This is a genomic window from Pasteurella sp. P03HT, from assembly GCF_054052285.1.
Genome location: NZ_JBSIUM010000001.1, coordinates 15,862 through 38,879, shown reverse-complemented (window position 1 = coordinate 38,879; position 23,018 = coordinate 15,862). Strand labels below are relative to the sequence as shown.

Here is a 23,018-nt window from a genome sequence, read left to right as displayed (position 1 = left end):
GCAATCTTGGGAGAATCACTTCATCATGAAAATACAATCACAAAGTGAATTGAGCGTTACAGTGAAGGAAATGTGATGTTTTCTAAAAAGAAACGAAAAAAATTGTGATATATCAAGGAAGATCTTGTTATTTGCCGTTAGACTTAAGGTATGCTTTTCGGGAGAGTAAATTTTATGTTGAATTCAGATCAAGAATATCGCTTATTAGAACGTTTTCTTCACTATACGACTTATGACACTCAATCTAAAATGGGTGCTAAACTTTCACCAAGCTCGCCAGGGCAACTCAAATTGGCGAAGCATTTGCAACAAGAGTTAATCGCATTAGGCTTGGAGAATGTTGAGATATCTAAGCACGCAGTCGTCACTGCGTTTTTGCCCTCGAATGTGAACCCTAATGCACCAACAATAGGCTTGATTGCCCATCTAGATACTGCGACGCAATGCAGTGGTAAAAATGTACAGGCTGAAGTCATTGAAAATTATCGTGGCGGTGATATTTCGCTAGGGGTAGGAGAGGCGTTTATTAGCCCAGCACATTATCATTTTTTGCATCAACTTGTTGGTAAAACGTTAATTGTTGCAGATGGTAACACTTTATTAGGTGCCGATAACAAAGCTGGGATTGCGGAAATTATGACTGCACTTGCATTATTAAAAGAAAATAATTTACCGCACTGTAATATCCGAGTGGCATTTACACCTGATGAAGAAATCGGTTTGGGGATGCAATTTTTCCCGTTTGATTCCTTTGCGTGTCATTGGGCTTATACGATTGATGGGGGGGAAGTGGGCGAACTCGAATATGAGAACTTTAATGCAGCAAGCGCCAAAGTGACAATAGAAGGTGTGAATATGCATGCTGGCTCAGCAAAAGACAAAATGGTGAATGCATTGACTTTAGCTTGTGAGTTTCAGCAAGGTTTTCCTGTTGATGAAACACCAGAGACAACAGAGGGAAGACAAGGCTTTTATCACCTGAATAGTTTTCATGGTGATGTCGAAAAAGTGGAGTTACATTATTTGATCCGTGATTTTGAACAAGCAGGATTCACTCAACGTAAAAATTTTATTCAGCATTTAGTGGCTGAATTTAATATGAAAAAACACTTGAAAAAGCCCGTCGTTGTTGAAATCACTGATAGCTATAAAAATATGAATGAAATGGTTAAGAAAGTGCCTCAAGCAGTGGAACTTGCGGATAAGGCCATGCAACAATGTGGTATTAAGCCTATTCATAAAGCGATTCGTGGAGGAACTGATGGTGCATGGCTAGCGGAAAAAGGGTTAGCTTGCCCAAATATTTTTACAGGGGGATATAATTTCCATAGTAAACATGAACTCATTACATTAGAAGGCATGAAAAGTGCCGTGAATGTCATTGTTACAATTGCAGCACTGGCGTTAGAGTAGTTTGTGTCATCAGGGACAGAAAAATAAACCGCACTGAGTTTGTCGTGTGCGGTTTATTTTTTATCTGCCTCTGATTATTGTGGTAAGGCACCAGAGTTCCATTGCTGTGCATTAACAGGCTTTTTCACTTGCAGTAAAAAGTGTTGGTTAGCTTTGGCAGCAGGTTGAATTATGTGGCTAGGCGGAGTCGAAAATGCAATACCACCTTTTAGTAATTGCTGGATTGAGCCGGTATTCACCTCTGCACCACTGAAACTCAAGTTAAGGTCATAACCTGCGGCAATCCAAAACGCTGAGTTTTGGCGTACTAAGTGTTTATATTTTTGTGCAATGAGAATATGTACAAAAACACGATCGCCCAGTTCATTCAACGTAATCTGATTGATCGTACCAACTTCAACACCACGGTATAAAATAGGCGAGCCTGTTGTGATATTGAGCGCATCATGGGTTTCTAATACTAGTGGGAAACCTTGCGCGTATTGATTGTTTTTCCGTGGCGCAGATTGGAACAGTGGGAAGTGTGTTTTAGTTTTCCCATTACCGATCTCTACATCAATATAAGGTTGTAATAAGCTGTCCAAATTCTCGATCGCTGCCGCAGACAATTGAGGTGAGATGACTGTAAATCGGCTTCCTTCTTTGGCGATTAATGACATATATTGCGGATTGATCAACGCTTTTGCGTTGATTTTTTTCGTTTTACTCTCTAAATTGACTTGTTCAATTTCACCAATGGTTAATCCGAGGTAACGTAAGCTCATCCCTTTGGTTAAATTGGTGGCATCATCCGTTGTAAACGTAATTTGCTGTCCTGCAGATTTCGCACGTAATTCATTGCTATAAAGAATACGTGGTGAGCCTGTGCTTATATTGTCAAAACTGACCGCACCTTTTAGTGTTCGCGCTAATGGGGCGGCTTGGATACTAATCCCTTTCGTACTTATATCAATTTGTGCCGCACTTTCTACCCAAAATACGCTTTTATCCGTGAGAAGTGCTTGGTGTTTCGGATAAATAAAGACTTCGACTTCGAAGGCATTTTTTTTCGGGCGAACATCAAGAATTTTGCCCACTTCATATTGACGATAGAGTACTAATGAACCTTGACTAATGCTAGGTAGTGATGTCGTAGTTAAGGTGATTGTCGGGGCTAATTTTCCATCAGTAATACCCGATTCAGCATGAGTCATGTCTTTATATAATGGATAAGTCGTTAAAGGCTCTCCTTGATTTTGGGAACCTGCAATCACGCGAATTCCACCTTGTAACCATTTTTGAGGAGACGCGGCTTCAAGGCGTAATCCATTGGCATCAATATTGATATCGAAATTAGATGCAGCAATAAAGCGTGTGTCCTGATGGATCAAATGGCGATATTTTTCTGCAATGGCAATTTTCAAGGTAACGTGCTCAATATCAAGCGATTGCTCAATGATTTCACCAATCGTAATATTGTTATAATAGATAGGTTGTCCTTCGTTAACACCATAAGTTTCAGGTGCAGTTAGAGTTAAAACCAGCGTATTTGGCTGTTGTAATAATAACTCGTTTTCTTTAATGACGGTAAACTGCGTTTGTGGTTCGCCCATGCCTGCAAGAATATCAAAATATTCACCACGTAATAGGTGTTGAATATTAGTTAAATCACCCAAATTAAGCGTTTTATTACGTAATACGATTTGTGTATTGCGGGTAAATAAATCTTGGTGAAGGGGATCTACTAGAAGCTTACCAGTTAACAATTTAGGATTATTTTCAACACTACTCAGTTCAGAGAGTAAACCAATTTGTTTATTTTGGTGATATACGTGGGTTTGCCCTGTTTGTAGTCCAGAGCTATTAGGCACCGTAATATCGATGGTGATTCCACGTTTTGCAGCATTGAAATTAGCATAAAGTGTGAATTTATCATGATGTTGAGCGGGTTCACTCTTAGCAGGGGAGTCAAAAGCGACCGCCCCTTGTACGATGGCATTTAAACTATCCACATTAATATTGATCCCAGATAAACCTATTTGTGCATCAATCCCGCTAATATTCCAGAAATGGCTGTCTTTTTTAACAAAATGTGCATATTTTTTATCAATTACAATACTAATTGAGACTTTTTTGCCTTCTTCCACGAAGCGATAATCGTAAATTTTACCCACAGGAAGCTTTTTAAAATACACTGACGCGCCAATAGAAATTGATCCGAGATCATCTGCTAATAAATGGACTAATAAATCACCATCATCGACTTGTGCAATAGGTCCCTCTGTTTCAGCGATAAATTCATCTTCTGTTTCGCCATCACCAGGTTGTAAAGTGATGTAGTTTCCTGACACCAATGCATCAATACCTGAAATACCAGCTAATGATGCACTTGGTTTGACTAACCAAAATTTCGTATTTTTACGTAAAACGGTTTTTGCTTCAGGGTAAATATTAGCGATTACTTCAACTTGTTTTAAGTCATCAGTAAAGTTGACTTTTTTTACTACACCAATCTGCAGACCTTGATAACGGACTTGTGTTTTACCTGCAATTAACCCTTCACCACTCGCGAAAGTAATCCGAATGGTGTGACCTTGTTCTTGGATGATTTGAAAAAACAATAATGCACCGATGCAAAAGGCAATAAAGGGAAGTAGCCAGAAAGGCGAGATACGTCTAACTTGCTTTAAATTTGCATTTGTTTCGGTATAACGTTGTTCAACATTGTCATTTTGATTGTGTTGTGTCATAAATTTTCCAAATTAAGCGACTGTCAAATTGTGAAGTAGAAATCATGGTTAAGAATACAGCTAAGCCAAAGTAAAAGGCGGCAGGTCCAACAGAAAAATCAATTAATTGACCCCGTGCAACTAAAGACATCATGAGCGCTAAGACAAAGAGATCGAGCATAGACCAGCGTCCGACAAAGTGAACAAAGTGTAATAAACGCATTTGCCATTTTATTGAGTGTTTTAATCTAAAATGCACGCAACTGAGTAAGTAAAGCATAATCAGGATTTTACTGATAGGAACAAAAATACTGGCGACAAAAACGATGAAAGCAATGAAATAGCTTTCCATATCGATAAAGCTTAATACACCCGACATCAAGGTATCTTCGGTCGGGGCGCCATTCAGATAGACAATGGACATAGGTAAGAGATTAGCTGGGAAAATCATAATGATCCCAGCAAGAAGTGTTGCCCAAGTTCGCTGTAATTTAATATCGTCAGATGAATGGAGGCGAGAAGCACAACGTGGACAAATTACACGATGTTGATTATCTAGATTGGTCTGCCTAAAGCTGTATTGGCACTCTGTGCAAAAATGTGGACGGATATTTGAGCGCTCAAAGAGCGGTTCGTGATTAGGATAAAAATCATTCCATAATGCCTTTGGATTGAGCTTGATAAAAAGTAATGTCGTGAGTAAGGATGTGAAGATGAATGCAATCAAATAAATATCTATCTCGAGCTCTGCATACTCTCTGACTTTAAACATCGTCACAGCAAGAGCAACCAAATACACATCAAACATAACCCATGGCTTGATATGATTTAATGATATTAACAAATTACGTGGTTTGATACCGATTAGCTGACAAATGCGCAGTAATATCACTAATAATGCAAAAGAAATGGGCATAAACACGGCACAAATAAACACGAGAAACGCGGTGTATGGGTAACCATTCGTGGCCATTTTCCAGATGCCTCCCCAAACAGAAGCGTCAATTTTAGAACCTAAAAGGTCAATGCTGAGTAAAGGATAATTGAGGGCAAAAGGCATTAGAATTAAGATTGAGAGAGCAAGCATAGCACAGCGATGTAGACTCCAACGATCTGTCGAACGAATCGCATTATGACAACGTGGACATTCTGCATATTGTTGTGGCTGTAACTGAGGAAACGCTACCACCGCATTACAATCAGCGCAACAGGCAAGCTCATTTTGGTGTGTGGGCGGCGTTGTTTTTATCATCTCCAGTACAATAGACCCTGTTTAATTGGTAAAGAGCAGACATTTTATACTGTCCAGAATATTTTGGAAATAGCTATTATTGCCTCTTCGCAAAGTGTGAAGATTTGGTCTAGAAAAGTAAATTAACGTATTTATGTGATTATATAATTGTCATTTTTTCTCAAAGTGAGCTAAACTATGCCGAGTTTTTTTATTAAAAATAAATACCCAGGATGAGAGAATGAGTGAACTCCAGAAATTAACAAATAATAAAGAAATTATTGCGTATTTAGTGGAAAAATTCCCACTTTGTTTTTCATTGGAAGGCGAAGCAAAACCCTTAAAAATCGGCTTGTTCCAAGAATTAGCAGAAACCTTAAAAGATGATGAGCGAGTCAGTAAAACTCAACTACGTCAGGCTTTACGCGCGTACACGTCAAATTGGCGTTATTTACATGGCTGTAAAGTGGGGGCTGAGCGTGTTGATTTACAAGGTAACCCTTGTGGCGTATTAGAGCAAGAACATGCAGAACATGCAGCAGCGCAATTAGCGGAAGCAAAAGCCAAAGTCGCTGAGAAAAGAGCGGCAGAAAAAGCAGCAAATCCAGAAAAAAAACGTCCTGCTCGTCGCCCAAATAATAAAGTGACGGCAACAAAAGAGAACAACATGAATAGTAAAAAAAATGTTGTACGTAAGCCGAAAGTGAAATTAAATGCCATTGATTTTACCCGTTTACAGAAAGGGGAAGCGGTGAAAGTGAAGGTCGGTGGTAGTCCAAAACATGCTGTTGTGCTTGATATTGTCAAAGATTCTGCGCGTGTACAGCTTGATAACGGTGTCGTGATGAGTGTGACTGCCGAACACCTTTTCGCATAATTTAACAAGTAAAATAAAATGCCATCTTGTTCGATGGCATTTGTGCATTTGAAATCAATAAGTTATTAGCCATATTTTCTTTTTTAGGAAGATGAAATGAAATTAAGTAGAACTAAAAGTTACTTAACCGTGTTTTTGTTAAGCACTTTTTTAATGAATGTGAATATTGCCGAGGCAGTACAGCCTAAAATTAAGCAAAGTGATATTCTCATTCCACAACCTACAGAAGAAAATCAATTAGCCACTAAACGTGTTGCAACGCGTTTAACTCAGAGTCATTACCGTAAATTCCAATTAGATGATGCGTTTTCACAGAAAATTTTTGATCGTTATTTGAAAGCACTGGATTTCAGTCGAAATACGTTTTTGCAAGCGGATGTTGATGAAATGAAATCAAAGTTTGCGACTAAATTTGATGAGTCGTTAAACGAAGGTGATCTTTCTATCGCGTTTGAAATGTATGACTTAATGATGAAAAAACGCTATGAGCGTTATAAATATGCACTTTCATTATTGGATAAAGAACCAAATTTATCAGGTGATGATCAAATCGAAATTGATCGTGAACATGCGGCTTGGCCAAAAGATAATCTGGAATTAGATGCTTTATGGGAACAACGGGTCAAAAATGACGTGATCAATCAAAAGTTAAAAGGCAAAAAGTGGTCTGATATTAAGAAAACATTGACTAAACGTTATGATCTGGCGATTCGACGTTTAACGCAGACCAAAGCGGATGATATTTTACAAGTGTATTTAAATGCGTTTGCGCGTGAAATCGATCCACATACCAGTTATTTGGCACCCCGTACTGCAAAAAGCTTTAATGAAAGTATGAATCTTTCTTTAGAAGGTATTGGTGCAACATTACAACAAACCGAAGATGATGGGACAACCATTAAATCACTCGTGCCTGGGGCACCTGCTGAGAAAAGTAAGAAGTTGAAAGCTGGTGATCGCATTATTGGTGTGGGGCAGGCAACGGGTGAAATAGAAGATGTCGTCGGTTGGCGATTAGAAGATATTGTTGACAAAATTAAAGGTAAAAAAGGAACAAAAGTTCGTTTAGAAGTAGAACCTGCTAAAGGGGGTAAGTCGAAAGTCATTACATTGACCCGCGATAAAGTGAGAATCGAGGATCAAGCGGCTAAACTGACGATTAGTAAAGTAGACGGACAAACTGTTGCCTCGATTAAAATTCCAAGTTTTTATATTGGTTTAACACAAGATGTACGTAAGTTACTGGCGGACATGCAAACCAAGAAAGCAAAAGCGTTAATTATTGATTTGCGTGAGAATGGGGGCGGCGCATTAACTGAAGCTGTCGCATTAAGTGGCTTATTTATTAGTGATGGACCGATTGTTCAAGTCCGTGATGCGTTCCAGCGCATTCGTATTCATGAAGATCCCGATAGCGCACAAGTTTATTCTGGACCCTTATTCGTGATGATTAATCGTTTTAGTGCTTCAGCATCAGAAATTTTTGCCGCGGCAATGCAAGATTATAACCGTGGTATTGTGATCGGACAGAATACATTTGGTAAGGGGACGGTACAACAAAGCCGCTCATTAAATTTCGCTTTTGACGCGAATCAAGATCCATTAGGTGTGATTCAATACACTATTCAAAAGTTTTACCGTATTGATGGCGGGAGTACCCAGTTAAAAGGTGTTGCCGCAGACATTGACTTCCCTGCCGCGATTGATATGAAAGAATATGGTGAAGAGAAGGAAGATAATGCGTTACCATGGGATAAAATTCCAGCGGCTAATTATCTGGAAGTCGCACAGGCTCGTGATGCTGTACATGTCTTAAATGAAAAGCATTTGGCACGTATGGCAAAAGATCCTGAGTTTGTCGCCTTAAATGAAGAGCTAAAAATTCGTGATGCGCGTAGAGAGCGTAAATATTTATCATTGAATTATCAGCATCGTAAGGCAGAAAATGATAAAGATGATGCAAGACGTTTGAAAGAGTTAAATGCCCGATTTAAACGAGAAGGTAAAAAGCCACTAAAAGAATTGGACGATTTACCAAAAGATTATGAAGCGCCAGATTTCTATTTGAAGGAAGCCGAAAAGATGGCAGCGGATTTAGTTAAATTTGAAGCGGAAAATAACCGTAGAAAACAAGAAAAATAAAATTAGATTCATAATTGACCGCACTTTGAACAAAAAAGTGCGGTCACTTTCTAATTATTTTTAAGGAACGATATTATGTTAATCACAAAACCATTTAAGCTTGCACAGTTTGCGATGTTGGTGTTTGTTTCTTTATATATTGAGACAACCTATGCAGAAGTATCAGCCCAAAAGACCGTTATTTCGACTCCTGAATCTACGCAAGAAATAGATTTACTTGCGAGTAAACAGCTTGAGCTTGAAGCAAAAGCGATCGAAGCACAGCTTGCTGCCGAGAAAAAAGCTGAAGAAGCGCGTTTGGCGGCAGAAAAACAAGCACTTGCTGAAGCAGAACTGAATCTTAAGTTAGGTGAAGTGCCACTACAGTTTAAATCAATGGTTGCGAAAATTTATGCTGAAAATGATTTTCAATTGATTTGGACAGATAACGCAACAGAAAAACAATTTTTGCGCGAATATGCCATGGTGGTTGTGAGTGGTGTTTCAAAAAATGCCGCGATGATATTGGAACAAATCGATCGTCTGGAAAAGGGGAGCTTTGAACGTGATGCTCTGTTAACAGATACTTTTTTAGATTATATGTATTACAGCAGCAATATTTTAAAATCAGCACAAAAATGGCTTTATTCAGCAAACAACTATAAATCCAGTTTACCTACTGAATTACAAATTATTGATTGGTTAAATGCGGTAAAGGAAGGAAAAACACTTGATTTTCTAGCTACACTTTCTACATCAAATAGTTGGTATAAAGAGACGTCAGCTGCATTACCTGCCCTAGTGAATGTGCCGAATTTAGATAAAGACGCGTTAGCTAAATTGTATAAAATGGCAATTAATGCTCAACGTCTACGTGTAATTCCTGCCTTTGAAGAGGGGGTATTTGTCAATATTCCTAGTTACGAATTAAATTACTATCGTGATGGGAAGTTAGTGCTGAGCTCAAAAGTGATTGTTGGTAAAAAAGCGCGTAAGACACCTGTCCTATATAGCAAACTGAGTAATGTTGTCGTAAACCCGCCTTGGAATACACCAACACGTTTAATTAATGAAGATATTATTCCAAAAGTGCGTAAAGATCCGAGTTATATTTATCGTAATGGTTATACGATTATTGATAGTAAAGGAAAAACCATCGACCCTTATACAATCGATTGGGAAAATATGACAGCGAAAAAATTCCCATATCGTTTACGTCAAGCACCTGGAGACAGTGCTTTAGGGAATTTTAAATTTAATATGCCAAGTTCAGATGCGATTTTCTTACATGACACACCAAGTAGAGGCTTATTCGCGAAAAAAGATCGTGCATTGAGTTCAGGCTGTGTCCGTATTGAAAAATCAGATGAATTAGCCACTATTTTGTTGAAAGAAGCGGGTTGGACAGAAGAAAGAAAACGTAGTACGTTGCAGAGCCGTAAAACGACATCAGAGAACATTAGTTCACATAATCCTGTCTTTTTATATTATGTGACGACCTGGGTAAATGGTAATAAAACCCATACACTACCTGATATTTATGGTTATGATGCCACACCAAACTTAAGCTATATAAATTGGGATATTATTAAAAAATACCTCAATTAATGTGATTTTTGTCATAATTTGAGCAATTTCCCCTTTCTTTTAGCAAGGAAATCAGTAAAATTGGGGCAATTTTGTTATTGTGAGAACAAATCGTCATTACGTTGGTCAAATTAAACATTGAATAACATAGAGACATAAAGATAATGAATAGTATTAACCATAGTCGTCGTAAGTGGTTATCCCTAGGTGGAATTGTATTGGGTGCCTCTTTATTGCCTAATAGCTTGTTAGCGGCTGTTTCAACGCCAAAACCACGTATTTTGCGTTTTAGAAATATTAATACAGGCGATAAATTCAGTGGTGAATTTTTACCAAGTAAAGGGTTTTCATCTGCAGCACTGAAGCAATTGGATTATTTAATGCGTGATAAACGTAATAATCAAATTCACCGTATGGATCCACAACTCTTTGCTAAGTTTTACCGTTTACAGACACACTTAGGTTTACGTAATACAGAAATTCAAATTATCTGTGGTTACCGTTCTCCATCGAGTAATGCAGCAATGCGTCGTAAGAGTCGTGGTGTTGCAAGTAATAGTTACCATACGCGTGGTCAAGCGATCGATTTTCGTATTGATAGTGTGCCATTAGCCAAGCTTCGTCAAGCAGCTGAAGGTCTAGGGAATGGTGGAGTAGGCTATTATCCACGTAGCAATTTTATTCATATTGATACAGGCCCTGTTCGAACGTGGCGTGGTAGCTGATAAAAATAAATTATCAAATTTTAAAAAATGAACCGCATGTTGAGTGCGGTTTTGTTGTTATTTAGCGATAGAGAAATATCATGAATATTGAAATCATTCCCGTCACACCTTTTCAGCAAAATTGTTCTTTAATTTGGGATGAGCATAAACATGCGGCAATCATTGATCCAGGTGGTGAGGCGGAGAAATTAATTAAACGCATCGAAGAACTTGAATTAAATTTAAGCTTGATCTTATTAACGCATGGGCATCTTGATCATGTTGGTGCTGCACCGAAATTAAAGCAACATTTTCAGGTCGAGATCGTCGGTCCACATCATTTAGATGAATATTGGTTTCAGCAGTTACCTGAGCAGTCAAAAAGGTTTGGCTTAGCCGAGATTGACGCCTTTACGCCAGATCGCTGGCTTAATCAGGAGGGCGAGATTATTGATGTCGGAGAGATGAAGTTTGAAGTGTTACATCTGCCAGGTCATACGCCAGGACATATTGGATTTATCGAGCACAATAAACGTATCAGTTTTACGGGGGATGTATTATTTAAGCAGAGTATAGGCAGAACAGATTTCCCAGGAGGTGATCATCAAACGCTGATAAATGTGATTCGTGAGAAACTTTATTCTTTAGGCGATGATATGATTATTGTGGCAGGACATGGTCCTTATACTACTATCGGTCAAGAAAAACAGCATAATCCATTCATTCGCTAATTTTACTTATCAGAAAGGAAAAATGCCCCAAAATACAATGGGGCATTTTTTATGTTACACGTGATGATTTTAATTAATTCCCATCCAATTTGGCAATGCCATTGAAATGGCAGGAATATACGTAATGGCAATTAGGAATGCTAATAGTAGCATCAGCCATGGCATCGAGGCACGAATAACCGCAGTTAAAGGCATTTTTGATACTGCAGATGCAACGAACAGGTTTAAGCCAATTGGCGGTGTAATCATACCAATTTCCATGTTGACCACCATGATGACCCCTAAATGAATTGGATCAATTCCTAGTTGTACGGCAATTGGGAATAAAATTGGCGCGAGGATGAGGATAATTGCGGATGGCTCCATAAATGCGCCTGCAATTAAGAGAACAATATTCACGGCAATTAAGAACGCCCATGGTGAAAGCTCCATGCGTGTTACCGTTTCCGTGATTAATTGTGGAATTTGTTCTGTTGTTAATACATGCGCAAATAGCATCGCATTGGCGATAATAAACATCAGCATAATGCTAAGTTTGGCAGATTCTAATAAAACACGTGGGCATTCACTCAGTTTGATGTCTTTATAAATAAAGACAGCCACAACAAAGGAGTAAACCGCGGCGACGGCAGCTGCTTCAGTTGGGGTAAATATACCGCTATAAATACCACCAAGAATGATGACCATTAAGAGCAGTCCCCAGATCGCCTTACGTGCTGCACGGAACCATTCTTTAACAGAGGCGCGAGGTTGAGCTGGGAGATTTTTAATCCGAGCAACGACATAGATTGCGACCATTAATGCCCCACCAAGTAATAAACCTGGTACTACGCCTGCCATAAATAATTTACCTACTGAAGTCTCTGTGGCGGCGGCATAAACCACCATGACAACAGACGGCGGAATGAGAATCCCTAAGGTACCTGCATTACAGATAATCCCTGTCCCAAACCCTACAGGATAGCCAGAACGAACCATCCCAGCAATCGCGATCGAGCCTACTGCTGCAACTGTCGCAGGGCTTGATCCTGATAAAGCCGCGAATAACATACAAGACATGACCGAAGCGATCGCTAAGCCACCGCGAATATGTCCGACAGTCGCATTAGCAAAATCAATTAAACGTTTTGCGACTCCTCCAGTCGTCATGAAGGCACCTGCAAGCAAGAAGAATGGAATGGCTAATAATGTGTAATGTTCTGATGTTTCAAATAACTTAATTGCCAATGAGCTGAGAGAGTCTTGGCTAAAAAACATAATAACAATTGCACCAGATAGGCCTAATGAAATCGCAATAGGCACACCTAGAAACATTAAAAGGAATAATAAAATAAAGAGCACAAATACGGTCATTTTTCTTCTCCTTGTGCTAATTTCATGGCATCGACACTTTCGTCAGCTAAACCTAACCCAGTTTGTTTACCACGTAAAATACGGACTAAAATTTCAATAAAGCGGATGGCAATCAGTGTAAAACCAATCGGCATAATCATACCGATTTGCCATAACTTAATATCAAAATGGTGTAAATCATCTGCACCAATGTTAGCGACATACATTGCGTGGATCCATTCATAGCTTGCTGTTGCGATTAATACGCCATAAATAATGCAGACAATACAAGCAATCAAACCAATCATACGTTGAGTATGACGTCCAAATAATTTTACGACAGCATCCACACCAATATGTCCAGCTGTACGAACACCATAAGAGGCACCAAAGAAAATTAACCAGCCGAAACAGGCTTTTGTGACAGCAATACTCCATGTCATTTCTTGAGCCATGTTCATAATAAATTCACCCGTTGGTTCCGCAAAGCCTGCTAAACTTGGATAATTATCGGCTAAATCAAAGAAAACGTTATATAAATTATTGAAAACCACATAGAAGAATGTCACAAGCGTCATGACGGCTAATAAAATTGAGATCAAACATTCCTCAAAACGTTCCCAGAGCCATTTTAGTGATGTCATTGTTCCTCCAACAATATAAAAAGGTGCAATGACTTTTCAGCCACAGCACCTTAAATTCAAAATGCGTAATTATTTTTTATTTGAGGCTTCTGCAGCTTTGATTAAATCAGCACCGATTTCGCCTTCGAATTGTTTCCAAACTGGACGCACTGCATCACGCCATTTTTCACGTTGTTCAGGTGTTAACGTAATAACAGTAGAGGCTTTTGAATCAATAATTTTTTGTTTATCTGCTAAGTTTAAATCATGTGATTTTTTATTTACTTCGACAGAAACCTCATCAAGAATTTTGCTTAATTCAGCACGAATGTCTTCAGGAACGCTGTTCCAGAAGTTGGTATTCACGATTACCATGTAAGACAATAAACCGTGGTTTGATTCAGTAATGAATTTTTGTACTTCATGGATTTTTTGTGAATAAATGTTTGAGTATGGGTTTTCTGCACCATTTACTACACCAGTTTGTAAACCTTGGTACATTTCACCAAACGCCATTTTACGAGGCACCGCTTTTAATGCTTTAAATTGTGCATCTAATACTTCCGAGTTTTGTACACGGAATTTTAAGCCACGTGCATCTTTAGGTTCACGTAATTCTTTGTTGGCTGAGAGTTGTTTTAAGTCATTATTCCAATAACCTAAACCAGTGATACCTTTATCTTCCATTGATTTTAACAACGATTTACCTGCTTCACTTTGTTCAAAGCGTTGCACTGCTTCAATGTCATCAAATAAGAAAGGTAAGTCAAAAATTTGAATTTTTTTCGTGTATTTATCAAATTTGGCTAAAGAAGGGGCAAGCATTTGTACGTTATTGAGTAAAAGTGCTTCCATTTCTTTACCATCACCGTAAAGTGATGAGTTCGGATAGACTTCGACTTTTACTTTACCAGCAAGGCGTTCTTCAACTAATTTTTGGAACATTAATGCGCCTTGACCTTTTGGTGTTTCATTTGCCACAACGTGTGAAAATTTAATCACGATAGGGTCAGCCGCCCAAGCTGAGAGTGAAAATGTTGCACTCACAACTAATGCGGTGAGGGCTTTTTTAAGAGACATTTTTAACATTATTGTATCCTCTTGGTTAGGGGTTGTATGAGTTGTATAAGCTGTCAACATAGCGGAAATCGTGATACAAAGTAAACTCTCTTGTTGCAAATTTGTGAACAAGATCTCTATTTTTTATCATATTTTTAACAAGGAAGAAGATGCCTGTGTGGTTTTAAATAAAAGTGCGGTGAGTTTGAGGCAATTTATTGTTTAAGGTAGGGGGCGTAAAAAGTACAGGCAACCCATACAGGTTGCCTGATCGGAAAGTAATCATTACGCTAAATGTGATAATGAATAATATCACGTTTATAACTTGCTTTTATCCATAGCATCAAACGGGCGCTGTGTTTCCCCGATGTAAAGTTGGCGAGGACGGACAATTTTCATATTGCCTGGTTTAAACATTTCTTTCCAGTGTGCAATCCAACCGACCGTTCTGGCGAGCGCAAACATTACGGTAAACATAGACGTTGGGATACCAATTGCTTTCAAGATGATACCAGAATAGAAATCTACATTTGGATATAATTTATGCTCAATAAAGTATGGATCGCTTAGGGCGATACGTTCTAATTCCATCGCGACATCAAACAATGGATTTTGGATATTCAATTCTTTCAAGACTTCATGACAAGTCTGACGCATGACTTTGGCACGTGGGTCGTAGTTTTTATAGACACGGTGACCAAAGCCCATCAAACGAAATGGATCATTTTTATCTTTGGCACGTGCAATGAATTCAGGAATACGATCAACGGTGCCAATTTCTTCTAACATATTGATACAAGCTTCGTTTGCACCACCATGCGCAGGTCCCCAAAGCGATGCGATACCTGCCGCAATACACGCAAATGGGTTTGCACCAGAAGAAGCTGCTGTACGCACTGTTGAAGTAGAGGCATTTTGTTCGTGATCAGCGTGAAGGATAAAAATACGATCCATCGCACGTTCTAACACTGGATTAACGACATACGGTTCACAAGGAGTAGCGAACATCATATATAAGAAGTTACCTGAGTAAGAAAGGTGGTTTTGCGGGAACATAAATGGTTGCCCAATAGAATATTTGTAACACATCGCCGCTAATGTTGGCATTTTCGCCAATAAGCGAATCGCAGTGATTTCGCGGTGTGAAATATCGTTAATATCTAATGAATCGTGATAGAACGCTGCAAGTGCACCACTTACACCACACATAATTGCCATCGGGTGAGAGTCACGACGGAAGCCATGGAAGAAGCGAGAAATTTGTTCGTGAACGAGAGTGTGGCGGCGGACAAGTTGTGTAAAGTTTTTATATTCTTCTGGACTAGGGCGTTCGCCAAATAAGAGGAGGTGAGCAACTTCGAGATAATCTGCATTTTTAGCAAGTTCGGCGATAGGATAGCCTCGGTGTAATAAAATCCCATTATCGCCATCAATATACGTAATTTCTGAGCGACAAGACGCCGTTGACATAAAACCAGGATCGTAAGTAAATAATTTGTTTTTTACTAAAGATTGCACATCAACGGCATCATAACCAAGTGAGCCTTGGTGTACAGGTAGGTCATATTCACGTCCATCGCTGAGGGTTAATTTTGCAGTTAATTCAGACATAAGTCATCCTTCCTTTATTGAGTTGTGTTTTATTGCATGTCAATTCACTATAACGCGTAAAAAGTCAAGTGTCTTTATTATTGTGAAAAAAAAATTGTAAATAAATTGTTATTTTCTAAAAGTGCGACAGAGATCAAAAAATAGCAAAAATGTTAATGCCGTGTTACATAATTGTGTTGCTTATTAAAGCATTTTGCTTTTTAATCATAGTTAACTCTGAGTAAAGAAAGAAAAGAATATTCTGACTAAATCCGCTGTATAATAGCCAGAATACTCTTCTCTATTATTGTTACCCAATCATTATGTCAGGTGGTTATAATGCAACAAAATAAACCCATTAGCGAATGGTTAACTTCAACTGCTCTTGGTGGTATCAACCAGTCTTATATTGAAGAACTTTATGAAGATTACCTTCGCGATCCCGACTCTGTCGATGCCAGTTGGCAAGCTATTTTTAACTCCCTTCCGAAATCCCATGTTGCCGTTGAGCAACCTCATTCTCAAGTCCGTGATTATTTCAAACGTTTAGCCCGCGATAACTCTCCTAATGGTGTCGGGGTCATCGACCCTAATGTGAGTGCGCGTTTAGTCAAATTACTTCAATTTGTTAATGCTCATCGTAATCGTGGTCACTTGCATGCGAATTTAGATCCATTGAATTTATGGCAGCGAATGGAAGCTCCAACATTAAATTATAAGTATCATGGTTTTACGGACAGTGATCTGGATGAAGTTTTTGATCTTGGTGGTGAAGTGGCGAATAAAGGGAAAATTTCGCTACGTGATTTAACCGATTTATTAAAGAAAACCTATTGTGGCACCATTGGTCTTGAATTTATGCACGTCAATGATGTGGAAGCAAGAACCTGGCTACAAAATAAATTAGAAGCACGTTTAACTCAATCCTTCAAAAAAGAAGAACAGTTAAAATTCTTAGAGGAGTTGACGGCGGCAGATGGGTTAGAGCGTTATTTAGGGGCTAAATTCCCAGGGGCAAAACGTTTCTCATTAGAGGGGAGTGATGCGTTTATTCTCCTCATGAAAGAAATTGTGCGTCATGGTAAACGCAATGGTATTGATGAAATTGCGATGGGGATGGCACACCGTGGGCGTTTAAATATGCTAGTGAACGTGTTAGGTAAAAAACCATCAGAGTTATTTGATGAGTTTGCAGGCAAACACCACGGCAATGGTACAGGTGACGTAAAATATCACCAAGGTTTCTCTTCTGACTTCATGACGGACGATGGTATGGTACATTTGGTGCTTGCCTTCAACCCATCTCACTTAGAAATTGTTAGCCCTGTTGTTATTGGTTCTGTTCGTGCAAGACAAAAACGAATTAACGATCACGAAAACGCTAAAGTTTTACCTGTCACCGTGCATGGTGACTCTGCGGTTATCGGACAAGGCGTTGTCCAGGAAACTTTAAATATGTCGGATACACGCGGTTACAGTGTGGGGGGGACTATTCGTGTCGTGATTAATAACCAAATCGGTTTTACTACATCCAATCCAAATGATACTCGCTCAACAGAATATTGTACTGATATCGCGAAAATGATCGAAGCGCCTGTTATTCATGTAAATGGCGACGATCCTGAAGCTGTGGCGTATGCTGCACGTATGGCGGTGGAATATCGTACGCTATTTAAACGTGATATTTTCATTGATCTTGTTTCTTATCGTCGTCATGGTCACAACGAAGCGGATGAACCCTCTGCGACACAGCCATTGATGTACGATCGTATTAAAAAACATCCAACTCCACGTAAAGTGTATGCAGATCGTTTAGTGGCACAAGGGGTGATTCGCGAAGAAGACGCAACAGCGTTAGTCAATCATTATCGCGATGCATTGGATCGGGGAGATTGTGTTGTTGCAGAATGGCGTGAAATGGATTTGACCACAAAAGATTGGACAAAATACTTGAGCCGTGAATGGACTGAATATGAAAGTAAATTCGATGCAGCGCGTTTTAAAGGCTTAGCCAATAAAGTATGTGAATACCCAGCCAATCATGAATTACATGCTCGCGTAAATAAAATTTATGCTGACCGCACGTTAATGGCGAAAGGTGAAAAACTGTTTGACTGGGGAATGGCAGAAATCATGGCGTACGCAACCTTATTAGATGAAGGTTATCACGTACGTTTATCTGGTGAAGATGCGGGACGTGGTACATTCTTCCATCGTCATTCAGTGTTACACAACCAAAAAGACGCAACACTTTATATCCCATTAGCCAACTTACACGGTTCACAAGGTCGCTTTGAGGTTTGGGATTCAGTATTGACTGAAAACGCTGTATTAGCCTTTGAATATGGTTATGCGACAACCGATCCGAAAACGTTAACAATTTGGGAAGCACAATTCGGTGACTTCGCAAACTGTGCGCAAGTAGTAATGGACCAATTTATCAGTTCAGGCGAACAAAAATGGGGCAGAATGTGTGGTTTAGTGATGTTGTTACCACACGGTTATGAAGGTCAAGGTCCTGAGCACTCATCAGCACGTTTAGAACGTTATTTACAGCTTTGTGCGCAACAAAATATGCAAGTTTGTGTACCTTCAACACCAGCACAAATTTATCACTTATTGCGCCGTCAAATGTTACGCACAGTGCGCCGTCCATTAGTGGTGATTTCGCCGAAATCCTTGTTACGTCACCCATTAGCGGTGTCTTCAATGGATGAGTTAATTAATGGCAAATTCCAAAATGTGATTCCAGAAGTCGATACGTTAGATCCAAAACAAGTGAGACGTGTAGTGATGTGTTCTGGCAAAGTGTACTACGATTTATTGGAACAACGCCGTAAAAACAATCAAACAGATGTGGCGATTATTCGTATTGAACAGCTTTATCCATATCCACACGAGGAAATGAAAGAAATCTTAGCCCCTTATAGTCATGTTACTGATTATGTGTGGTGTCAAGAAGAACCATTAAACCAAGGTGCGTGGTATTGTAGCCAGCATAATTTTGTCACCTCGATTCCAGAGCATGCCAAATTACGCTATGTAGGGCGTCCAGCTTCTGCTTCGCCTGCTGTGGGATATATGTCGTTACACAATGAGCAACAAACTGCACTTGTGACCGAGGCTTTAGCTTAATTTAGACTAAAAGTGCGGTGAAAATGACCGCACTTTTCAGAACAATAAACCTGAGAAAAGGACAGAAACAATGAGCAATTTTGAGATTATTACACCGGATTTACCAGAATCCGTTGCCGATGCAACCGTGGTAACGTGGCATAAAAAAGTGGGTGATAGTGTAAAACGTGATGAAATCTTAGTTGAAATTGAAACAGATAAAGTCGTGTTAGAAGTCCCAGCCGTGTCAGATGGCGTGTTAGAAACTATCATTGAAGCAGAAGGCGCAACTGTGGTGAGTAAACAGTTATTAGGTAAACTTTCTGCGGCAGCTGTTGCGGGTGGCGTGACAAAAGAAAGCGTAGCAACACAAGAGTCAACGCCAGCAGATCGTCATAATGCAACATTAAGCAGTGAATCTGTTGGTTCAGATTCGGTTAGCCCTGGTGTACGTCGTTTAATTGCAGAGCATGACTTAAATGCTGAAGAGATTAAAGGCACTGGAGTAGGCGGTCGAATCACGCGTGAAGATGTGGAAAAAGTATTAGCAGCGAGAGCACAATCAGCAAAAGCAGACAACAAACCAGCACCAGCAAACTTCAATGTGGGGAATCGCGAAGAAAAACGTGTACCAATGACCCGTTTACGTAAACGTATTGCAGAGCGTTTATTAGAAGCGAAAAACAGCACTGCGATGTTGACCACATTCAACGAAGTGGATATGGCGCCAATTATGAAATTGCGTAAAACCTACGGTGAGAAATTTGAAAAACAACATGGTACCCGTTTAGGTTTTATGTCGTTCTACATTAAAGCAGTGGTGGAGGCCTTAAAACGTTATCCAGAAGTGAATGCGTCGATTGATGGTGATGATATCGTTTACCACAACTATTTTGATATCAGTATTGCCGTTTCAACCCCGCGTGGCTTAGTCACTCCAGTGTTACGCAACTGTGATAAATTAAGTATGGCGGACATTGAAAAAGAAATTAAGGCGCTAGCGGAAAAAGGCCGTGACGGTAAACTTACTGTTGAAGATTTGACGGGGGGTAACTTCACCATTACTAACGGTGGTGTGTTTGGTTCATTAATGTCAACACCAATTATCAACCCACCACAAAGCGCGATTTTAGGGATGCACGCCATTAAAGATCGCCCAGTAGCAGTGAATGGTGAGGTGGTGATTCGTCCGATGATGTATCTTGCATTGTCATACGATCACCGTTTAATTGATGGACGTGAGTCAGTCGGTTTCTTAGTAACGATCAAAGAGCTACTTGAAGATCCAACTCGTTTACTCTTAGAAATTTAATTACCTACCAAGTGCGGTCGATTTTAAAAACGTTTTAAAATTTGACCGCACTTTTATCATTCTTTGCAATATCTGTTAAGAGGCGAATATGGGCAATCCTGTGTCTTGGTTTGAAATCCATGTTGATAATTTGCAACGAGCCAAAACGTTTTATGAAGAGGTGTTTCAAGCACCATTAACAATGGGAGATTGCCCGTCAGGTGCTCCTGTCAGTGTTTGTTTCTTTTCAACAGACTATGAGCAATATGGTATTGGTGGAATGTTATACGAAGATAAAGAGTTTCCTGTTGTTAGAGGAAATAATTTCACTATTTTCTTTTCTTGTGAAGACTGTACGGTTGAGGCTGAACGCGCCGTAAAATTCGGTGGCAAGTTATTACAAGGAAAAACAAGTATTGGTGATGAAGGGTTTTATGCGGTTATTGAAGATTCCGAAGGGAATCGAATTGGCTTGCATTCAATGCAGTAATTCAAACAATTTGATAACGTAAAATAACGACACTTTAACCATTTCTTGCGATAAACAAAGCGAGCTGTAAATACGAGCTGATAATATGACAATGAGGAATACAACGCTATGAATCTACACGAGTATCAAGCGAAGCAAATTTTTGCTGAATATCAATTGCCAGTTGGCAAAGGTTATGCGTGTAAAAACGCAGACGAAGCAGCGGATGCGATTAAAAAACTCAATGGTGATGTTTGGGTAGCAAAATGCCAAGTTCACGCAGGTGGACGTGGTAAAGCAGGTGGCGTGAAATTAGTACGCAGTGAAGCAGAAGTGCGCGCTTTTGCAGACCAATGGTTAGGCAAACGCCTCGTGACTTTCCAAACCGATGCAAATGGTCAGCCAGTAAACACCATTTATGTGGAAGAAGGTTCTAATATTGAGCGTGAACTTTATTTAGGTGCAGTATTAGATCGCGCTTCACAACGTGTTGTATTTATGGTTTCCACAGAAGGTGGGGTGAATATCGAAGAAGTGGCAGAAAAAACACCGCACTTATTACATAAAATGGCGATTGATCCATTAACCAGTGGAATGCCATATCAAGGTCGTGAGCTTGCATTTAAATTGGGTTTAAAAGGTGACCAAATTAAACAATTCGCACATATTTTTGTACAAATGGCAAAAATGTTCGTGGAAAAAGATTTAGCGCTTCTAGAAGTGAACCCATTAGTGGTGACCAAAGAAGGCAACTTGCTTTGTTTAGATGCGAAAATCGTGGTTGATAGCAATGCGTTATACCGTCAGCCTGCATTAAAAGCCATGCAAGATCCAAGCCAAGAAGATCCACGTGAAGCACTAGCGGAATCTCATCAATTAAACTATGTGGCTCTTGAAGGTAACATCGGTTGTATGGTGAACGGTGCTGGCTTAGCGATGGGCACAATGGACATTATTAAATTACACGGCGGTCAACCAGCAAACTTCCTTGATGTAGGTGGTGGTGCAACGAAAGAACGTGTAGCAGAAGCCTTCAAAATTATTTTATCTGACAGTGCAGTAAAAGCGGTGTTAGTGAATATCTTCGGTGGTATCGTGCGTTGTGATTTAATTGCTGAAGGGATTATTGCCGCAGTGAATGAAGTGGGCGTAAACGTGCCTGTTGTTGTGCGTTTGGAAGGTAACAATGCACCTTTAGGTCGTGAAATTTTAGCAAGCAGTGGCGTAAATATTATTGCGGCAAACACATTGACTGATGCTGCGATTCAAGCAGTGAAAGCAGCGGAGGGAAAATAATATGTCTATTTTAATTAATAAAGATACAAAAGTGATTTGCCAAGGTTTTACTGGCGGTCAAGGTACATTCCACTCTGAACAAGCACTTGCTTATGGTACGCAATTAGTGGGTGGTGTTTCACCGGGCAAAGGTGGCACAACGCATTTAGGTTTACCTGTATTTAATACGGTGCGTGATGCAGTTGAAGCAACAGGCGCAACTGCAACCGTCATTTATGTACCAGCTCCAGGTTGTAAAGATGCGATTTTAGAAGCAATTGATGCAGGCATTAAATTAGTGATTTGTATCACTGAAGGTATTCCAACATTGGATATGCTACAAGTGAAACAGCGCCTAACTCAAGCTGGTGTACGTATGATCGGGCCTAACTGCCCAGGCGTGATTACCCCTGAAGAATGTAAAATCGGGATTATGCCGGGTCATATCCACAAAAAAGGTAAAATCGGTATTGTTTCACGTTCAGGTACATTAACTTATGAAGCGGTAAAACAAACCACGGATGAAGGCTTTGGTCAATCGACTTGTGTGGGTATCGGTGGCGACCCAATTCCAGGTTCAAGCTTTATTGATATTTTAAAACTCTTCCAAGATGACCCACAAACTGAAGCGATCGTAATGATCGGTGAAATCGGTGGTTCTGCGGAAGAAGAAGCCGCTGCCTTTATTAAAGAGTATGTGACAAAACCCGTTGTGAGTTACATTGCTGGTGTGACTGCACCGAAAGGCAAACGCATGGGCCACGCAGGCGCAATTATCAGTGGTGGTAAAGGCACTGCGGACGAAAAATTTGCCGCACTTGAAGCTGCTGGCGTGAAAACGGTGCGCAGTTTAGCGGAAATCGGCACTGCGTTAAAATCGCTTTTAAAATAGA

Annotated in this window: 17 protein-coding genes; 11 read left to right on the top strand and 6 right to left on the bottom strand. The window is 39.7% G+C overall.

Translation table 11 applies throughout. The features are described from left to right. The first annotated feature begins 174 nt into the window (after window positions 1-174). On the top strand, window positions 175-1,413 hold the full coding sequence (pepT, locus tag ACWIT3_RS00160; RefSeq protein WP_457160842.1) for a peptidase T: 1,239 nt from the start codon (window positions 175-177) through the stop codon (window positions 1,411-1,413). Between the two features lie 74 nt (window positions 1,414-1,487). Here pepT and ACWIT3_RS00155 read toward each other — a convergent pair whose 3' ends face one another. Further along, a complete protein-coding gene (locus tag ACWIT3_RS00155) occupies window positions 1,488-4,142 on the bottom strand; it encodes an MlaD family protein (RefSeq protein ID WP_457160841.1) in 2,655 nt (884 codons plus the stop codon). Further along, a complete protein-coding gene (locus ACWIT3_RS00150; RefSeq protein WP_457160840.1) occupies window positions 4,120-5,373 on the bottom strand; it encodes a PqiA/YebS family transporter subunit in 1,254 nt (417 codons plus the stop codon). Before ACWIT3_RS00150 ends, ACWIT3_RS00155 begins: the two co-directional genes overlap by 23 nt. Before the next feature lie 220 nt (window positions 5,374-5,593). Here ACWIT3_RS00150 and proQ point away from each other — a divergent pair, with 220 nt between their 5' ends. The 5 genes from proQ (at window position 5,594) to ACWIT3_RS00125 (ending at window position 11,372) form a co-directional block, all read left to right on the top strand. Next, window positions 5,594-6,229 carry an RNA chaperone ProQ gene (gene proQ / locus ACWIT3_RS00145; RefSeq protein ID WP_457160839.1) on the top strand — a complete coding sequence of 212 codons (636 nt, stop codon included), beginning with the start codon at window positions 5,594-5,596 and terminating at the stop codon, window positions 6,227-6,229. Window positions 6,230-6,325: 96 nt separating this feature from the next. Next, complete coding sequence (prc, locus tag ACWIT3_RS00140) at window positions 6,326-8,371, top strand: carboxy terminal-processing peptidase (RefSeq protein ID WP_457160838.1); 2,046 nt, start codon at window positions 6,326-6,328, stop codon at window positions 8,369-8,371. A gap of 75 nt (window positions 8,372-8,446) precedes the next feature. Next, window positions 8,447-9,958, top strand: coding sequence for a L,D-transpeptidase family protein (locus ACWIT3_RS00135; RefSeq protein WP_457160837.1), 1,512 nt, complete (start codon window positions 8,447-8,449; stop codon window positions 9,956-9,958). A 143-nt stretch (window positions 9,959-10,101) separates the two neighbouring features. After that, window positions 10,102-10,662 (top strand): DUF882 domain-containing protein, encoded by a 561-nt coding sequence (locus tag ACWIT3_RS00130; RefSeq protein WP_457160836.1) that lies wholly within the window; start codon window positions 10,102-10,104, stop codon window positions 10,660-10,662. Between the two features lie 80 nt (window positions 10,663-10,742). Continuing rightward, a complete protein-coding gene (locus ACWIT3_RS00125; RefSeq protein ID WP_457160835.1) occupies window positions 10,743-11,372 on the top strand; it encodes an MBL fold metallo-hydrolase in 630 nt (209 codons plus the stop codon). Between the two features lie 69 nt (window positions 11,373-11,441). Here the strand turns inward: ACWIT3_RS00125 and dctM are convergent, their stop codons facing one another. From dctM to ACWIT3_RS00105, 4 genes are all read right to left on the bottom strand, one after another. After that, window positions 11,442-12,725, bottom strand: a complete 1,284-nt coding sequence (gene dctM, locus ACWIT3_RS00120) for a C4-dicarboxylate TRAP transporter large permease protein DctM (protein ID WP_457160834.1) — start codon at window positions 12,723-12,725, stop codon at window positions 11,442-11,444. After that, window positions 12,722-13,348 (bottom strand): TRAP transporter small permease, encoded by a 627-nt coding sequence (locus tag ACWIT3_RS00115; RefSeq protein WP_457160833.1) that lies wholly within the window; start codon window positions 13,346-13,348, stop codon window positions 12,722-12,724. The genes dctM and ACWIT3_RS00115 overlap by 4 nt, the downstream gene beginning before the upstream one ends. 69 nt (window positions 13,349-13,417) lie before the next feature. Then, window positions 13,418-14,416, bottom strand: a complete 999-nt coding sequence (locus tag ACWIT3_RS00110) for a TRAP transporter substrate-binding protein (RefSeq protein WP_457160832.1) — start codon at window positions 14,414-14,416, stop codon at window positions 13,418-13,420. Window positions 14,417-14,704: 288 nt separating this feature from the next. Beyond that, window positions 14,705-15,997 carry a citrate synthase gene (locus ACWIT3_RS00105; RefSeq protein ID WP_457160831.1) on the bottom strand — a complete coding sequence of 431 codons (1,293 nt, stop codon included), beginning with the start codon at window positions 15,995-15,997 and terminating at the stop codon, window positions 14,705-14,707. A 318-nt stretch (window positions 15,998-16,315) separates the two neighbouring features. On the opposite strand from ACWIT3_RS00105, the gene sucA reads away from it, so the two are divergent. From sucA to sucD, 5 genes are all read left to right on the top strand, one after another. After that, on the top strand, window positions 16,316-19,111 hold the full coding sequence (gene sucA, locus ACWIT3_RS00100; RefSeq protein ID WP_457160830.1) for a 2-oxoglutarate dehydrogenase E1 component: 2,796 nt from the start codon (window positions 16,316-16,318) through the stop codon (window positions 19,109-19,111). Window positions 19,112-19,181: 70 nt separating this feature from the next. Beyond that, the gene (gene odhB, locus ACWIT3_RS00095; protein ID WP_457160829.1) at window positions 19,182-20,402 is read left to right on the top strand and encodes a 2-oxoglutarate dehydrogenase complex dihydrolipoyllysine-residue succinyltransferase; all 1,221 of its coding nucleotides are present in this window, start codon (window positions 19,182-19,184) and stop codon (window positions 20,400-20,402) included. A gap of 88 nt (window positions 20,403-20,490) precedes the next feature. Further along, a complete protein-coding gene (locus tag ACWIT3_RS00090) occupies window positions 20,491-20,871 on the top strand; it encodes a VOC family protein (RefSeq protein ID WP_457160828.1) in 381 nt (126 codons plus the stop codon). A 108-nt stretch (window positions 20,872-20,979) separates the two neighbouring features. Then, entirely contained in the window at window positions 20,980-22,146 is a 1,167-nt protein-coding gene (gene sucC / locus ACWIT3_RS00085; RefSeq protein WP_457160827.1) for an ADP-forming succinate--CoA ligase subunit beta, read from the top strand. Window position 22,147: 1 nt separating this feature from the next. Next, on the top strand, window positions 22,148-23,017 hold the full coding sequence (gene sucD / locus ACWIT3_RS00080; protein ID WP_457160826.1) for a succinate--CoA ligase subunit alpha: 870 nt from the start codon (window positions 22,148-22,150) through the stop codon (window positions 23,015-23,017). Window position 23,018: the final 1 nt, after the last annotated feature.

Excerpts from the sequence above, each read along its gene's own strand:
- pepT (WP_457160842.1), top strand. The coding sequence starts at position 175 with ATGTTGAATTCAGATCAAGAATATCGCTTATTAGAACGTTTTCTTCAC.
- ACWIT3_RS00155 (WP_457160841.1), bottom strand. The coding sequence starts at position 4,142 with ATGACACAACACAATCAAAATGACAATGTTGAACAACGTTATACCGAA.
- ACWIT3_RS00150 (WP_457160840.1), bottom strand. The coding sequence starts at position 5,373 with ATGATAAAAACAACGCCGCCCACACACCAAAATGAGCTTGCCTGTTGC.
- proQ (WP_457160839.1), top strand. The coding sequence starts at position 5,594 with ATGAGTGAACTCCAGAAATTAACAAATAATAAAGAAATTATTGCGTAT.
- prc (WP_457160838.1), top strand. The coding sequence starts at position 6,326 with ATGAAATTAAGTAGAACTAAAAGTTACTTAACCGTGTTTTTGTTAAGC.
- ACWIT3_RS00135 (WP_457160837.1), top strand. The coding sequence starts at position 8,447 with ATGTTAATCACAAAACCATTTAAGCTTGCACAGTTTGCGATGTTGGTG.
- ACWIT3_RS00130 (WP_457160836.1), top strand. The coding sequence starts at position 10,102 with ATGAATAGTATTAACCATAGTCGTCGTAAGTGGTTATCCCTAGGTGGA.
- ACWIT3_RS00125 (WP_457160835.1), top strand. The coding sequence starts at position 10,743 with ATGAATATTGAAATCATTCCCGTCACACCTTTTCAGCAAAATTGTTCT.
- dctM (WP_457160834.1), bottom strand. The coding sequence starts at position 12,725 with ATGACCGTATTTGTGCTCTTTATTTTATTATTCCTTTTAATGTTTCTA.
- ACWIT3_RS00115 (WP_457160833.1), bottom strand. The coding sequence starts at position 13,348 with ATGACATCACTAAAATGGCTCTGGGAACGTTTTGAGGAATGTTTGATC.
- ACWIT3_RS00110 (WP_457160832.1), bottom strand. The coding sequence starts at position 14,416 with ATGTTAAAAATGTCTCTTAAAAAAGCCCTCACCGCATTAGTTGTGAGT.
- ACWIT3_RS00105 (WP_457160831.1), bottom strand. The coding sequence starts at position 15,997 with ATGTCTGAATTAACTGCAAAATTAACCCTCAGCGATGGACGTGAATAT.
- sucA (WP_457160830.1), top strand. The coding sequence starts at position 16,316 with ATGCAACAAAATAAACCCATTAGCGAATGGTTAACTTCAACTGCTCTT.
- odhB (WP_457160829.1), top strand. The coding sequence starts at position 19,182 with ATGAGCAATTTTGAGATTATTACACCGGATTTACCAGAATCCGTTGCC.
- ACWIT3_RS00090 (WP_457160828.1), top strand. The coding sequence starts at position 20,491 with ATGGGCAATCCTGTGTCTTGGTTTGAAATCCATGTTGATAATTTGCAA.
- sucC (WP_457160827.1), top strand. The coding sequence starts at position 20,980 with ATGAATCTACACGAGTATCAAGCGAAGCAAATTTTTGCTGAATATCAA.
- sucD (WP_457160826.1), top strand. The coding sequence starts at position 22,148 with ATGTCTATTTTAATTAATAAAGATACAAAAGTGATTTGCCAAGGTTTT.